Source organism: Pseudomonas sp. HMWF006 (genome assembly GCF_003061205.1).
Taxonomy (GTDB): Bacteria; Pseudomonadota; Gammaproteobacteria; order Pseudomonadales; family Pseudomonadaceae; genus Aquipseudomonas; species Aquipseudomonas monsensis.
Genome location: NZ_QAIU01000605.1, coordinates 1 through 15,328, shown reverse-complemented (window position 1 = coordinate 15,328; position 15,328 = coordinate 1). Strand labels below are relative to the sequence as shown.

General features: G+C 59.8%; 12 protein-coding genes. 4 read left to right on the top strand and 8 right to left on the bottom strand.

Going from position 1 to position 15,328, the window contains the following annotated elements:
* Positions 1-2,904 (top strand): RHS repeat-associated core domain-containing protein (locus DBR24_RS28175; protein WP_146189136.1); only part of this gene is annotated, 2,904 nt, incomplete at its 5' end.
* Positions 2,901-3,260, top strand: a complete 360-nt coding sequence (locus tag DBR24_RS28170; protein WP_128616336.1) for a hypothetical protein — start codon at positions 2,901-2,903, stop codon at positions 3,258-3,260. The genes DBR24_RS28175 and DBR24_RS28170, both read left to right, overlap by 4 nt.
* A gap of 78 nt (positions 3,261-3,338) precedes the next feature.
* On the opposite strand, the gene DBR24_RS28165 is transcribed toward DBR24_RS28170, so the two are convergent.
* Entirely contained in the window at positions 3,339-5,129 is a 1,791-nt protein-coding gene (locus DBR24_RS28165) for a bifunctional diguanylate cyclase/phosphodiesterase (protein ID WP_128616335.1), read from the bottom strand.
* Between the two features lie 134 nt (positions 5,130-5,263).
* Positions 5,264-7,348 carry a carboxy terminal-processing peptidase gene (locus tag DBR24_RS28160; RefSeq protein ID WP_177490696.1) on the bottom strand — a complete coding sequence of 695 codons (2,085 nt, stop codon included), beginning with the start codon at positions 7,346-7,348 and terminating at the stop codon, positions 5,264-5,266.
* Positions 7,349-7,486: 138 nt separating this feature from the next.
* Between DBR24_RS28160 and DBR24_RS28155 the strand changes: the two genes are divergently transcribed.
* Positions 7,487-8,449 carry a zinc-binding dehydrogenase gene (locus DBR24_RS28155; RefSeq protein WP_128616333.1) on the top strand — a complete coding sequence of 321 codons (963 nt, stop codon included), beginning with the start codon at positions 7,487-7,489 and terminating at the stop codon, positions 8,447-8,449.
* A gap of 143 nt (positions 8,450-8,592) precedes the next feature.
* On the opposite strand, the gene DBR24_RS28150 is transcribed toward DBR24_RS28155, so the two are convergent.
* The 6 genes from DBR24_RS28150 to DBR24_RS28125 all read right to left on the bottom strand — a co-directional run bounded on the left by DBR24_RS28150 (position 8,593) and on the right by DBR24_RS28125 (position 14,023).
* Complete coding sequence (locus DBR24_RS28150) at positions 8,593-9,246, bottom strand: HAD family phosphatase (RefSeq protein ID WP_128616332.1); 654 nt, start codon at positions 9,244-9,246, stop codon at positions 8,593-8,595.
* Positions 9,247-9,357: 111 nt separating this feature from the next.
* A complete protein-coding gene (locus DBR24_RS28145; protein ID WP_128616331.1) occupies positions 9,358-10,347 on the bottom strand; it encodes an ABC transporter ATP-binding protein in 990 nt (329 codons plus the stop codon).
* Positions 10,344-11,144 carry an ABC transporter permease gene (locus DBR24_RS28140; protein WP_007965346.1) on the bottom strand — a complete coding sequence of 267 codons (801 nt, stop codon included), beginning with the start codon at positions 11,142-11,144 and terminating at the stop codon, positions 10,344-10,346. The genes DBR24_RS28145 and DBR24_RS28140 overlap by 4 nt, the downstream gene beginning before the upstream one ends.
* Positions 11,131-11,967 (bottom strand): ABC transporter permease subunit, encoded by an 837-nt coding sequence (locus DBR24_RS28135; RefSeq protein ID WP_177490697.1) that lies wholly within the window; start codon positions 11,965-11,967, stop codon positions 11,131-11,133. Before DBR24_RS28135 ends, DBR24_RS28140 begins: the two co-directional genes overlap by 14 nt.
* A 5-nt stretch (positions 11,968-11,972) precedes the next feature.
* A complete protein-coding gene (locus tag DBR24_RS28130) occupies positions 11,973-12,779 on the bottom strand; it encodes an alkaline phosphatase family protein (protein WP_123467431.1) in 807 nt (268 codons plus the stop codon).
* Positions 12,780-12,955: 176 nt separating this feature from the next.
* Positions 12,956-14,023 (bottom strand): ABC transporter substrate-binding protein, encoded by a 1,068-nt coding sequence (locus DBR24_RS28125; RefSeq protein WP_123467429.1) that lies wholly within the window; start codon positions 14,021-14,023, stop codon positions 12,956-12,958.
* 351 nt (positions 14,024-14,374) lie between these two features.
* Here DBR24_RS28125 and DBR24_RS28120 point away from each other — a divergent pair, with 351 nt between their 5' ends.
* Positions 14,375-15,088, top strand: coding sequence for a UTRA domain-containing protein (locus DBR24_RS28120; RefSeq protein ID WP_128616330.1), 714 nt, complete (start codon positions 14,375-14,377; stop codon positions 15,086-15,088).
* Positions 15,089-15,328: the final 240 nt, after the last annotated feature.

Genomic DNA, 15,328 nt, shown 5'->3' with positions numbered 1-15,328 from the left:
AGTTTCTTCTGGGAGTGGGAGCGGTCCGGCAAGGCGGCCCGCTGCGTGCGCCACTGGGCGTCGTTCTCGCAGGTGGACACGCGCTATGTCTGGAATGACGACGGCAGCGTGGCGGTGCACTACGTTGATGGCACCGAGGAAACCTACGTCCACGATGACCGCGCACGCCTGGTGCGCAAGGTCGAGGCCAACGGTGGCGAACAGCTCAAGGCCTACGACTCCTCGGGGCGCTTGGTCGCCGAGCAAGATGCGTTAGGTGCGATCACCGAATACCGCTACGACGAGGCCGGACGGCTGGTGGCGCTGCTTGCGCCGGACGATGAGCCGACGTCCTACGAATACCGTAACGGTTTCCTGCACAGCCGTGCACGGGGCGAGGCGGTGTGGACCTGGCGGCGCAATGCCCAGGGCGATGTCACCGAGGCGGTCGATCCTGACGGCCATGTCACCCATTACCACTACGACGCCCGTGGGCGGTTGCTGTCGATCCGTTACCCGGACAGCAGCCGCCATGTGCGGGTCTGGAACGACCTCGGCCAGCTTGTTGAAGAAACCTTGCCCGACGGCGGCGTGCGGCGCTTTTCCTACGATGCGCTGGGGCGACGGACCACCACGTGCGACGAACATGGCGCTGTTACGCGTCGGCAGTGGGATGCATTGGGCCGGCTGGTTCAGACGACGGCGCCTACCGGTGCCACCCGCGCCTACAGCTACGGCGCCTACGGTCAGGTCACCGCCGAGCGTGACGAACTCGGGCGCATCACCCGCTACGAGTATGACGATGACCTGCACCTGGTCTCGCGCAAGATCAACCCCGACGGCACGCGGGTGCAGTACCGCTACGACCATGCGCAGTTGTTGCTCACCGAGATCGAGAACGAGTCCGGCGAAACATACCGCCTGGACTACACGTCCACCGGATTGATCCGACAGGAAACCGGCTTCGACGGCCGCCGTACGGCGTATGCCTATGACCTCAACGGGCATCTGCTGGAAAAGACCGAGTTCGGCGATGACGGTTCGACGTGGGTCACGGCTTACGAGCGCGATACCGCCGGCCGCCTGCTGATCAAGACCCTGCCCGACGGGGTCAAGGTCGAATACCGCTACGACCGCCTCGGGCGTCTGGTAGGCGTCGATGACGGGCAAAAACATCCGCTGGCCTTCGAATACGACCTGCAGGATCGGCTGATCACCGAGCATCAGGGCTGGGGCACCCTGCGTTACGCCTACGACGCCTGCGGTCAGCTCAAGCGCCAGCGCCTGCCGGACAACAGCAAGCTCGACTTTCACTATGCCAAGGGCGGCGCGCTCACCGCCATCGACCTCAACGGCGCATCGCTGACCCGCCACGTCTACCAGTCCGGTCGCGAACAACAACGCCAGCAAGGCCTGCTGCTCAGCGAATATGCCTACGACGACCAGGGCCGTTTACTCGCCCACGCTGTAGGCCATCAGCACGCTTCGCTGTACCGCCGCGATTATGCCTACAGCGCCAACGGCAACCTCGAGCACATTGCCGACAGCCGCCACGGCCAGCGCACCTACGGTTACGACGCCCTCGACCGGCTGATCCGCGTGCGCCACTCGCGCGACGAACTGCCGGAAACCTTCGCCCACGACCCGGCCGGCAACCTGCTGATGCAGGACCGCCCCGGCCCGACACAAATCAGGGGCAACCGCCTGCTGATGCAGGGCGACCGCCATTACGACTACGACGCCTTTGGCAACCTGATCCGCGAACGCCGTGGCCGCGACCAGCAATTGGTCACCGAATACCGCTACGACAGCCAGCACCGCCTGATCGGCCTGACCCGCCCCGACGGCAAAACCGCCAGTTATCGCTACGACGCCTTCGGCCGACGCATCCGCAAAACCGTCGACGGCGTCAGCACCGAGTACTTCTGGCAAGGCGACCACCTCGTCGCCGAAAGCAGCAAAACCCAGCACCGCAGCTACGTCTACGAACCGGGCACCTTCCGCCCGCTGGCGCTGCTCGACGGCAAAGGCCCGAAAAAGGCCTGCCCGTTTTACTACCAGCTCGACCACCTCGGCACGCCGCAGGAACTGACCGACTACAGCGGCGAAATCGTCTGGTCGGCGCAATACGACGCCTACGGCAAAGTCGCGGCGATCACCCTGGCCGGCGAGGACTACCTGGACCAGCCGCTGCGGTTTCAGGGGCAGTATTTCGATGCGGAGAGCGGACTGCATTACAACCGGCACCGGTATTACGACCCGCGGCTGGGGCGGTATCTGACGCCCGATCCGGTGAAGCTGGCCGGAGGGTTGAATCAGTACCAGTACGTGCCGAATCCGACGCGGTGGGTGGATCCGTTGGGGTTGAGCTGCAGTTGCCCGCCGCCGGAGCCACGACGTCCAATGCGGTACGAGGCCGGTCGCGTGGTCGTCGAAGAGGGAGCGCCTTCGCTGCCAAAGATGACGGCGCAGGAGCGGCGGGCGAGGCTTGATGAGGTGGCAGAAGAAAATGCTCATCGGCGTTTGGTTGAAATGGAGAAAGCCACACAAGACGCGCACTTCTTAGAGAAACATGGCAAACAGACCACGTTAGCTTCTCAGCAAGAACGCTCAATGACGGGAAGAAATCCCACAACTGGAGTTATTGAGGTTTATAGCAATGGGAGACGAGCAGGGCAGCCCAAAATACCCAGTGCCGCTACTCACTTTTTTAGTTATCGAGATCAACTTAATGCCATACATCGTGCTCAGCTTGTTTTCAGACGAAATGGCCAACTTGCCTCCAAAGAACCTATAAATATGGGTAAGGTTGTTGGCGAGGGGTACAAGAGGGGAGGAGTCGTTTATGGACAGCAAACACATGCGGTAGTAATTCTCAATAAGGCAGCTGAGCCTATAACCTCTTATACGGAGTTTGTGAATTGAAACGTAAGCCTGAATATTTTGTTTTGCGTGGTCTGCTTTTTCTATTTGATATAGAAAATACTCATGATGATGCTCGTGAAAAAATCATCGTCTCGAAGAACGTCAATGATAAGCAAGAGCTTGCTGAGCTGTTTGATATTCTTATGAAGCCTGAGTTTCTATCCTATAGTGTTGGTGAGCGCGAGTGGTGTATCGACACACTGAAGTACTACTTGGAAGCTGGTGATAGCTTTGATGAGGTGTTTACAAGAATCACAACTTATTTTGACGATGACGTAGAGGATCAGCGTCAGTTCATGCAGGTTTTGTTGAGTTGTTTATTGAAATATCACGTCGATGATTCAGATATGGGGTAAGGCCGAAAAACTGGGCTAATTCAACTGACCCCTTCGCGGGCAAGCCCGCTCCCACAGGGAGTTCTGTTGTTTGGGGAATCAGCGCTGACCGATTAGTTGTGGGGGATGGAGGTCGGTGGAAGTTAGGCTATCAATCACATGCACGCTATACCCCGGAACATTTTTCGCATGATGCTTCGCCTGCGAAGCCATTTCCGCGAGTTGACTGGCGTCCAGTTGTGCGCAGGCTTCGGGATGCAGGTGTACCACGCCGATGGACAATGACAACAGCGGAAACTCCTGCCGTATTCCCTGGCGATTCGGGGCGATGAAGTAGCCGGCGTCGAGGTGTTCGGGGCGATAGAAGCGGCGGCATTGGCTCTGGAAATCGTCGAGCAACTGGTTGAGGCGTTTGCGCCAGTCTTCCGGGCCGAGGACGAGGAGGAAGTCGTCGCCGCCGATGTGGCCGACGAAGTCGCGGGACGGGTCGACGCGTTCGTTCAGGCATTGCGCCAGGCATAGCAGTACTTCGTCGCCGCGGCCGTAGCCGTAGATGTCGTTGAAGGGTTTGAAGCTGTCGATGTCGACGTAGCAGATGACCGATTCGCGGCCCTGTTGCAGCAGACGGGTCAGGCATTGCTGGATCGGTACATTGCCGGGCAGCAGGGTCAGCGGGTTGGCGTAGCGGGCCTGCTGGATCTTCAGTTCGGTGATCAGTTTGAGCACGTCGATCACCCGACCGAGGCCGAGGTAGCTGCCGTTGAGGGTAATGATGAAGTCTTCTTCGATGCGCTGGCGAGCACGGCTGGTGATCAGGCGGCTGACCTGTTGCAGCGACTGGCTCATTTCCACGGCGAGGAAGTCGTCGTTCATCAGGCGGCTGATCGGTTTGCGCGCGAACAGGTCGGTGGCGAAGGGTTTGAGCAGGGCATCGGACAAGGAATGGCGGTGGACGATGCCGCACGGCTGGCCTTGTTCGTCAAGCACGGCCAGCGAGTTCAGATTGGCCTGACGGCGAAACGCTTCCAGTACCGTAGCGGTTGGCGTGTCGCGCCCCACAGCCGGTTGGTCGTTGAGCAGGGCGCTGAGGTCGCTGCCTTCGTCGTTCAGCGCGACGGTGCTGCTGTCATGTTTGGGCATCATCGCACGGGCGTCGCGGGGCGGGTGCTCTTGTGGGCGACCAAGCAAGTATCCTTGCACCAGATCCACGCCCATTTCGGTCAACACTGCCAACTCCTCTGGCAGTTCGATGCCTTCAGCAATCACCTGCGCGCGTGAGGCTTTGGCGATCTGCAGGATCGAACCGACGAACTCCCGTTTCAACGCATCCTGATGAATGCCGTCGATGAAGTGGCGGTCGATTTTCACGTAATCCGGACGCAGCTCCGACCACAGGCGCAGGCTGGAGTAGCCGGCACCGAGATCATCCAGCGCAATCGAAAAGCCCATCGCCCGGTAGTGATGCAGCGCGGTTTGCAGTAACTGGAAGTCATCGATTGGTGTCTGCTCGGTCAGTTCGATCACAACCTGGCTCGGCGGAATACCGAAGTCTTGTAGCAACTGCAGGGTGCGCCCCGGTTGATGGGCAGCTTCGAGCAGCGACTCTGGCGAGACGTTGAGAAACAGTTTGCCCGGCAGTTGCTGCTCATTGAAACGGCGGCAGGCCGATTGTCGGCAGGCAATCTCCAATTCGCTCAGGCGCCCGGCCTGACGCGCCACGGCGAACAGGGCAATGGGTGAGTGCAGCGGACTGTTGGACGGGCCACGGGTGAGGGCTTCGTAACCGAGTATGCGTCGCTCAGAGAGGCAGATGATTGGCTGGAACAGGCTGTGTAAGCCGCTTTGACTCAAGATCGAGCTCAAGGCACTCAGCTGTTCGGTCGTGGTCATGGCAATCTCTGGCGATAAAAAAAGGACTGGGAGCGCTCTCGATGAAGAGAGTGGCTCCCAGTCCTTTATTGCACGACAGAATGATGACTGTTTGATGACGATCCCGGGATCATCACCATTAAATTGCCATCACCTTACTTCTTGGCCACCTGATTGCTCAGCTTCAGGTAATCCAGCAGCACGCGCCCGGTTTCGCTCAGGTAGGCATCGTCTTCCGGTTTGACCTTGTCCGGGTCGGCAGCCGCGATGGCGTCTTCGTCTTCTTTCTTCAGCTCTTTGAGCGGTTCTTCGCCTTTGGCCTTGCGACGGATGTTTTCCATGGCCAGTTGCTTGGCGTCGATGTCGGTGTGCTGGGCACGACGCTCGGCTTCATTGAGACTGACGGTTTTCTCTTCCATCAGTTTCTGCGCCAGCGCCAGCTTGTCACGGATGAACACGAACTCGGCATCCTTGGCGGTGCGGGTGTCATGCTCGGACTTGAGCTGGGCCAGAAACGGTTTGAACGGATCGGCCGCCGGTTTGATCGCCGCGCGGATGGTGTCCCACGGCATGGCTTCCGGCAGGGCGCTCTCGCCGATTTCCTTGGTGTCGATCAGCGACGGGTAGTCGATGTCCGGCAGGACGCCCTGATGCTGGGTGCTTTGACCGGACACTCGGTAGAACTTGGCCAGGGTCAGTTTCAGCTCGCCATGGTTCAGCGGCTGGATGGTCTGCACGGTGCCCTTGCCGAAGGTCTGGCCACCGATGATCAGCGCACGATGGTAGTCCTGCATGGCGCCGGCGAAGATCTCCGAAGCCGAGGCGGACAGGCGGTTGACCAGCAACGCCATCGGGCCTTTGTAGAACGCGCCCGGGTTTTCATCTTCGAGCACATCGACACGGCCATCGGCGTTACGCACGAGCACGGTCGGGCCCTTGTCGATGAACAGGCTGGTCAGCTCGGTGGCTTCCTGCAGGGAACCGCCGCCGTTATTGCGCAGGTCGATGACCACGCCGTCGACTTTGTCTTTCTGCAGTTCGGTCAGCAGTTTCTTGACGTCACGGGTGGTGCTCTTGTAATCCGGGTCACCGGCACGGAACGCCTTGAAGTCGAGGTAGAAGGCCGGGATCTCGATGACGCCGAGCTTGTAGTCCTTGCCGTCCTGTTTCAGGTTGAGGATGGACTTCTTCACCGCCTGATCTTCGAGCTTCACCGCTTCACGGGTGATCGACACGATCTTGGTGGTCTGGTCGTTCGGCGCATTGCTCGCCGGAATCACTTCCAGGCGGACCACAGTGCCTTTCGGGCCACGGATCAGTTTGACCACTTCGTCCAGACGCCAGCCGACCACGTCGACCATTTCTTTGTTGCCCTGGGCAACGCCGATGATCTTGTCGGCCGGGGCAACCTGTTTGGTCTTGTCGGCCGGGCCTGCCGGCACCAGACGCACGACTTTCACCTGGTCGTTGTCGCTCTGCAACACGGCACCGATGCCCTCGAGGGACAAGCTCATGTTGATGTCGAAGTTTTCCGCGTTATCCGGCGACAGATAGTTGGTGTGCGGATCGTACGACATGGCGAAGGTGTTGATGTACGCCTGGAAGATGTCTTCCGGACGGGTCTGGTCCAGGCGCGCCAACTGGTTCTTGTAGCGCTTGGTCAGGGTTTCCTGAATCTGCTTCGGCTCTTTGCCGGCGATCTTCATCCGCAGGACTTCGTCCTTGACGCGTTTGCGCCACAGGTCGTCGAGTTCGGCGGTGGATTTGAGCCAAGGGGCGTCCTTGCGATCGATCAGCAAGGTTTCCTTGGTGGTGAAGTCCATCTTGTCGACGCCTTTGTTCAGCTCGGCAAGGGCGAAGTCCAGACGCGCCTTGACGCGGTCCAGATAGCGCTTGTAGATGGTGAACCCGGCGTTGAGGTCGCCGCTTTTCAGGAAGTCGTCGAACTGGGTCTTCCACTTGTCGAATTCGGCGATATCGCTGGCCATGAAGTAGCTGCGCGACGGATCCAGCAGCTTGATGTAGCTGTCGTAGATGATCACCGAGCGCGCATCGTCAAGCGGCGGCTTGCTGTAGTGGTGACGCTTGAGCAACTCGACGACGTTCAGGCTGGCGATGACTTCATCGCGATCAGGCTGCAACTTGTCCCAGCTGTTGGCTGCGAATGTGGTGCCCGACACCGGCAACAAACCGATACCGATGAAAAGAGCGAGGGCGGTGCTGGGGAGCAAATGCTTCATGCTGATTCGACGCGGGGACAATTGATAACGCATATTAGGCCGTCTTTGAAGTCGCCGGTTCTACGAGAGCCGGTCGCATAATGCAAAAAGCCCGGCGCTACAGCTTCGGGCTCAGTCCAGACTCACTATGGAGGCACTGTGAAGGCATTGCAAGGCGTTGAAGGTCAAGTGGCATGGGTTGAAGAGCCGAGTCCTACATGTGATGTAGGACAAGTCCGCATCCGCGTGGCGGCAGCCGGCCTCAATCGCGCCGATTTATTACAAAAAGCCGGGCTCTATCCGCCACCGCCTGGCGCCAGCCAAGTGCTCGGCCTTGAGTGCTCGGGGGTGATCAGCGAGGTCGGCGCGGGCAGTTCGTGGCAGGTCGGCGATCGGGTTTGCGCCTTGTTGGCCGGGGGCGGGATGGCCGAAGAGGTGGTCGTCGACGGACGGCATGTGCTGCCCGTGCCCGAAGGCGTGTCGTTGATCGAGGCCGCCGCATTGCCTGAGGTTTATGCAACAGTCTGGCTGAATGTGTTTCAACTTGCGGCGCTCAAGCCGGGTGAGAAAGTTCTCTTGCACGCTGGCGCCAGTGGAATCGGTTCAGCCGCCATTCAGCTGTGCAAAGCCTTTGGCAATCCGTGCTGGGTCAGTGTCGGTTCTGCCGAGCGGCTGGCTTACTGTGAGGCGCTGGGGGCCCAGGGCGGGGTCGTGCGTACCGACGATCTGGAAAGCCTGCGCGATTTCGGCCCGTTCGATGTGATTCTCGATCCGGTAGGAGGCAACTACTCGGCGCTCAACCTCAAGCTGATGGCGCTGGATGGGCGCTGGGTATTGATCGGTTTGATGGGCGGCCGTGAGGCAAAACTGGATCTGGCGCAGGTCTTGGCCAAGCGTGTGCAACTGCTGGGCTCGACGTTGCGCAGTCGCGATGATCAGTTCAAGGCGGATTTGTTGAGTGATCTGGGCCAGCAGGTGTGGCCGTTGTTTGCAGAGGGGCGCTTGAGTCCGCAGTTGGCCAAGGCTTTCCCGGTGAAGGATGCCGAGGCGGCGTTTGCGGAGTTAGCGAGTAATATGGTTTCCGGGAAATTGGTGTTGGTGATTGACGAAAGTCTGAGCTGACAGCAGGGAAAAGCCCCTCACCCTAACCCTCTCCCAAAGGGAGAGGGGACTGACCGGGTTGTTCTGCTGGGCTACATCGACCTGATGCATCGGGTCGAACTCAGGTTTGGAATATCAGCCTGCCTGTGCAGATTAAATCTTTGTCATTTCCACAGATGGATCGGCCAACCGGCCTTTTCGGCATGTTCCAGCAACACCGGATCCGGATTGACCACGTGCGGGAAATCCACCTTCAGCAGCAACGGCAGATCATTGCGTGAGTCGGAGTAGAAGCTTGCGCCCTCGAGGTTCTCTTCCTCGGCATCCAGCCATTCCAGCAAGCGGGTGATCTTGCCTTCGCGGTAGGTCAGGGTGCCGACGGTCTGACCGCTGTAAACGCCATGGGCGACGTCCAGTTCGATGCCCAGAATCTCGTCGATGCCCAGACGTTCGGCAATCGGTTTGACCAGGTGCGTGCCCGAGGCCGAGATCACCAGGATCCGGTCGCCGGCCTTGCGATGGGCGGCAATGGTTTTGGTCGCGTCGCTGAAAATGATTGGTTCGATGAAGTCTTCCACCCACGGACCGACCAGATGCTCGACCTCTTCCGGGGGGCGACCGATCAGCGGCTCGAGGCTGAACGCCATGTACTCTTCCATGCGCAATTTGCCATGGCTGTAGGCGTCCATCAGTTCGTTGTTCTTGCGCATGAACGACTCGGGATCGACCCAGCCCAGGCGACCCATCTGTTCGCTCCAGAGGGTGGCGCAGTCGCCGTGGATCAGGGTTTCGTCCAGATCAAAAATTGCCAAAGCCATCGGTTCTCTCCGAGAACAGCTGCGAGCTACTTGCTTCGAGCTGCAAGAATGGGAATCAGGTTCGCCGCAGTCTACAGCTTGAGGCTTGTAGCTCGAAGCTTGCAGCTGCTTTCAAGCGACTTCACACAGGGCTGTCGGATCGATGGAAAGCGCCAGGCGCTGACCGTCGGGGTGCAGATCCGCCGCCGAGCGGTTGAGCACGTCCACCACCAGTTCCACGCCGCGCGCCTCGACCCGGTAGCGGATGACGTTGCCGAGCAGGCTGTGGCTGCGGATCTGCGCATCCAGTTCGCCGTTGAGGCTCAATTCGATGGCTTCCGGGCGAATCGCGATGCGGTGGTTGATCGGCCGTTGCAGCAGTTTCGAGGCACTCTCGGCGTCGAGCAGGTTGTAGTTGCCGATGAAGCCGGCGGCGAACAGATCGACCGGCGCGGTGTACAGGGTTTCGGCGTCGCCGCTCTGGACGATTTTCCCTTGGTTCATCAGGAAAATCCGGTCAGACATGGTCAGCGCTTCTTCCTGATCGTGGGTGACGAAGATTGTGGTCAGGCCGAGTTCGCGCTGGATCTGGCGGATCTGTTCACGCAGGTGTTTACGAATTCGTGCATCAAGGGCCGACAGCGGCTCATCCAGCAGCAGTAAACGCGGGCGGGTCACCAGCGAACGGGCGAGGGCGACACGTTGGCACTGACCGCCGGAGAGCTGGTGCGGATAGCGGCTGGCGAAGTCGTGCAGTTCAACCAGTCTCAACACTTCGGCAACGCGTTTATGGCTGTCGTCGGCATTGACCTTCTGCATGCGCAGACCGAAGGCAACGTTCTGCTCGACGGTCATGTTGGGGAATAGCGCGTAGCTCTGGAACACCATGCCGATCCCGCGTTTTTGTGGGCTCAGTGGCACGATGTCGACGTTATCAAGGAGGATCTTGCCGCCATCCACCGGCGTCAGGCCGGCAATGCAGCGCAGCAGCGTGGACTTGCCGCAACCCGACGGGCCGAGCAGGGTGACGAATTCGCCCTTGTTGATTTCGCAATTGATGTCGCTGAACACCGTGGTGCCCGCGTAGTTTTTCTTCAGGTTCTGGACGCTGACATAGCTCATTCGCTTTTGTCCTTGTTCAAGATGTTGGCGATCCAGGTCAGGACCAGCACGAAAAAGAAATACGAGATCACCAGCGCACTGGTGAAGTGACCGCTGCTATTGCGCATGTTGTTCAGGTAAACCTGCAGGGTTTCGTAGCGTGTGCCGACGAGAATGTTGGCGAACACGAATTCACCGAACAGGAACGAGAACGACAACAGCAACGCGACCATCAGACCTTTGCGCAGGTTCGGCAGCACCACCAGGAAGGCCGCCTGAAAGGTGCTGGCGCCGAGCAGTTGTGCGGCGTCCATCAGGTCGCGCAGGTTGATCGCCTGCAGGTTGTTGGTGATCGCGCGGTACATGAACGGCAGCGCCACGGTGAAGTAGCAACCGATCAGGATCCATGGCGTGCCGACCATCGCCAGCGGTCCGGAACCGTAGAGCTGCAACAGCCCCACCGACGACACCACCGGCGGCACTGCGAAGGGCAGCAGGATCAGGATGTTCATCAGCGCATCGAGTTTCGGGAAGTGGTAATGCACCACGAACAATAGCGGCAGAATCAGCACCACCGACAGCACCAACGCGCCGACGCACACCAGCAACGATTGGCCGAAAGCGTGCAGGAAGCGTGGATCGCTCCACAACTGCAGGTACCACTTGAAGGTGAAGCCGCTGGGCAGGATAGTCGCCGACCAGCTGCTGGCGATCGAGTAGATCAGCGTGCCAACCAGCGGCAGCAACAGGATCGCGAACAGCAGATAAACCACGACGCGGTGGTAGACGCCGGCCGGGCCGGATTCAGCGCGAGACATGGTAGCTCCTCTTCAACAGCAGTTGATGCACGACGGTGACGATGGTCATCAGCGCTACCAGCACCACGGCCAGGGCGCTGGCCAGATTCGGGTCGAGGGAAATGTCACCGGAGACCATCGCCGCAATTCGGATCGGCAGTACGTTGAAGTTGCCTGTCGTCAGCGCATACACCGTGGCGTAGGCGCCGAGGGCGTTGGCCAGCAGGATCACGAAGGTGCCGAGCAGGGCCGGGGTCAGTACCGGCAAGCCGATGTGGCGCCAGAACTGCCAGCCGTTGGCGCCGAGCAGCGCGGCGGATTCGCGCCAGTCTTCACGCAGGGCGTCGAAGGCCGGGTAGAGCAGCAGCACGCCGAGCGGGATCTGGAAATAGGTGTAGAGGATGATCAGGCCGGTTTTCGAGTACAGGTTGAAATCCTCGATGATTCCGGCCTGCTTGAGCATGAGGGTGATGCTGCCGTTGAACCCGAGCAGAATGATGAACGCAAAGGCCAGGGGCACGCCGGCGAAGTTGCTGGTCATGTTGGCGAAGGCATTCACGAAGTTGCGCAGTTTCGAATCGACCCGGCGCAGGGAATACGCACCGAGCACGGCGATGATGATGCCGAACACGCTCGACCAGAAGCTGATCTCGAGGCTGTACTGGATCGCCTGCAAATAGAACTTCGAGCTGAAGATCTTGCTGAAGTTGGCGAAGCCCCAGCCGAACTCTTCCGACTGCAGGCTGTTGATCATCACCCAGACCAGCGGGGCGATTTCGAACACGATAAAGAACAGGGCGAAGGGCACCAGACACAGGGCCGCGAGCCATTTGCCGCGAGTCATGGCATTCACTTGAGCAGCTCCCGGCACACAGGTTTGTCGTGGGGCACGCCGAGCAGTTCGCAGACCGTGCCGCAAATGTCGATCTGTTTCGGTGCGGCGTCAGTGTTGAGGCTGAAGGCGTTACCAAGGACGAACAGCGGCACTTGGCGTTCTTCCGGCAGCAGGCCGTTGTGCGAGCGGTCGTTGTTCATGCCGTGGTCGGCAGTCACCAGCACTTGATAGCCGGCATCGAGCCAGCCTTGCAGGTAGTCGGCCAGGATGATGTCGGCGAAGCGGGCGCTGTTGCGGTATTGCGGGGTGTCGAGGCCGTGCTTGTGGCCGGCATCGTCGATGTTCATCGGGTGGATCAGCAGGAAGTTCGGCGCATGGCGCAGGCGCAGGTTTTCCGCGTCGGCGAACAGGTGTGAATCCGGATAGTGGTCATTCCAGTAGAAATGTCCGTGCTGGATCGGCAGCGCCGGATCGTCGGTGTGACGGTCGCGGGCGGCCACGAATGGCGAGCGGTTGTACAGCTCGCTGACCCAGTGATAGGCCGCAGCGGCGGTCTTCAGGCCGGCGTCGCGGGCGTAGTGGTAGATGCTGCGCTGGTTGGACAGGCGCGAGACATCGTTGTGGACAATACCGCTGTCGATTGGCGGTACGCCGGTGAGGATGCATTCGTAAAGCGGTCGGGACAGGGCCGGCAGCTCGCACTCCAACTGGTAGAGCGCGGCGCGTCCTGCGCCAACATAAGCCTGCAGATGCCCCATGGCGTGACGTGCGACCTCGTAGTTGAGGCCGTCGAGCACGACAAGGATGACGTTGTGTTTCATAGGGGCAACAACTCCGCGAAATTCAAATATTCCGGAATCAACTCAATCCCTTGTGGGAGCGAGCTTGCTCGCGAAGGCGTCATGTCAGCCATCATCAATGCTGAATGAATAACCGCATTCGCGAGCAAGCTCGCTCCCACAGGGATCTTTGTCGGATCAAACAGTGGGTCAAGCCATCACTTCATCTCGACGATGACTTCTTCGTTCCACTTCTGCGGCAGGGCCTTGGAGGTTTTTTCCCACGCGTCGGCGTCCTTGATCGGCGTGACCTTCTTGTACTGCTCGTTCGGCAGCAGCTTGGCTTTCACGTCTTCCGGCAGTTGCAGGTGCTCGGCGCGGATCGGACGGGCGTTGCCGCGCGCCAGGTTGGTCTGGCCGGCGTCGCTGAAGATGTATTCGCGGGTCAGCTTGGCGGCGTTCGGGTTTTTCGCGTACTTGTTGATGATGGTGGTGTAGCCGGAGATCACCGAGCCGTCGGACGGGATCAGCACCACGTAGTCATCCGGGTTGGCCATCTTGGCCTTGTAGCTCAGGCCGTTGAAGTCCCAGACCACACCGACTTCGATCTCGCCTTTTTCCATGGTGGCGATGGTCGGGTTGGCCATCGACAGGCGACCCTGCTTGGCGATGTCTGCAAACAGCAGCAGGGCCGGCTGGAGGTTCTTCTCGTCGCCGCCGTTGGCCAGGGCCGCGGCCAGTACACCGTTGGCGGCTTGCGCGGCGGTGCTCACGTCACCGATCGAAACCTTGTATTTGCCGCCCTTGAGGTCAGCCCATTTGGTCGGTACTTCGGAGCCGTGCAGCAGCTTTTTGTTGACGATGAAGGCGATGGTGCCGGTGTAGGCCAGCGCCCAGTTGCCGTCCTTGTCCTTGGCCCATGCCGGAATCTGCTCCCAGGTGCTTGGCTTGTACGGTTGCACCACGCCTTGCTTGACCGCGATCGGGCCGAAGGCGGCACCGACGTCGCCGATGTCGGCGGTGGCGTTGTCCTTTTCAGCGGCGAACTTGGCGATTTCCTGGGCCGAGCTCATGTCGGTGTCGATGTGTTTCAGGCCGTAGGTCTTGGCCAGGTCTTCCCAGGTGCCTTTCCAGTTGGCCCAGTCATCGGGCATGCCGACGCTGTTGACGGCGCCTTCCGCTTTCGCAGCGGCTTCGAGGGTTTTGAGGTCGGTGTCGGCCGCCATGGCGGCGGTGCACATTGCAATGGTCGAGCCTAACAGTGTTGCCAGGAAAAGCTGTTTCATTCCGAAGCTCCTTGGTCGTGTTCAACGCTGCGATTGCGGTTTGTGTTGGTCTAGGTCAGCAATACCTGAGCCAATTTAAGGGGGCTGGATGACACTTTGATGTCGGCGGCCCTGCTTCAGGCGTTTTAATTGCGCTTGATCGGTGACTGCCCCGTAAGCGTAGACCAGGCTCAAAGGCCCGGCCGGCAAGGGACTTGGCCGATGTATTGCAAGCCGTGAGTACGACCGTTCGGCAGCTTTGTCATCTTTCGGTCATCTGCACTGCCTAGGCTTTCCACACGCGGAAACGGTTCATTGGCCGCCAGGTTTTGCCCCGAAACAGTGCTGGTCTAGTCCAGATAGGTAACGTTGATGCGCGATGAGGCAACAAAAGCGGTGACAGCCATTGGCCAGGTGTTGCAGGAGCAACTCGACCACGGACTTCTCGCGCCCGGCAGCAAGTTGCCGGCCGAGCGCAAGCTCAGTGAGTTGTTTGGTACGACGCGGATTACGGTGCGCGAGGCGTTGTTGCAACTGGAGGCGCAAGGGCAGATTTATCGTGAGGAGCGGCGTGGCTGGTTCGTTTCGCCGCCGCGCCTGGCGTACAACCTGATGCAGCGCAGTCACTTTCACGCGATGGTCAGTGCGCAGGGGCGGGTGCCGTCGACCGAGGTGATTTCGGCGCGCCTGCAACCGGCCTCGGCGGCGGTGTGTGAGTGGTTGCAGTTGCCGGCGCTGTCCAGCGTGATTCAGATTTGCCGGTCACGGCGGATTGACGGGCGGCTGGTGTTGTATGTGGAGCACTATCTGAATCCGCAGTTTTTCCCGGGGATTCTGGGGTTTGATTTGAATCAGTCGATCACCGAGTTGTATGCGCGGCATTACGATTTGCACTATGGGCGGGTGCGGTTCGAGATTGTGCCGACTTCATTGTCGGTGGATGCAGCGGCGGCGTTGCGTGTTTCTGTCGGGAGCCCGGGGTTGAGGATTGCTCGGGTCAATTATGATCAGCATGAGCGGTTGATTGATTGTGATCTGGAGTTTTGGCGGCATGATGCGATTCATGTCGGGGTTGATGTTGTTTGAGGGTTTGGCCTTGGCGGCCTCTGGGCCGACCAGGCTATTGGGGTCTGTGTGAATATCCGTTGCTGCGGGGGCTGCCGCTGGCGGTTTCGCTCTTACAGCGACTCACTTTTCCAGACGCCGAAAAGTAAGCAAAAGGCTTGGCCCCGGCGTACGGCCCTCGCTTAGGCTCGGGTTCCTTCGCTGCGGGATTCATCCGGGGGCATCGCCTCCGGTTTGCTTCGCTGCACCTCCTCTCGATGT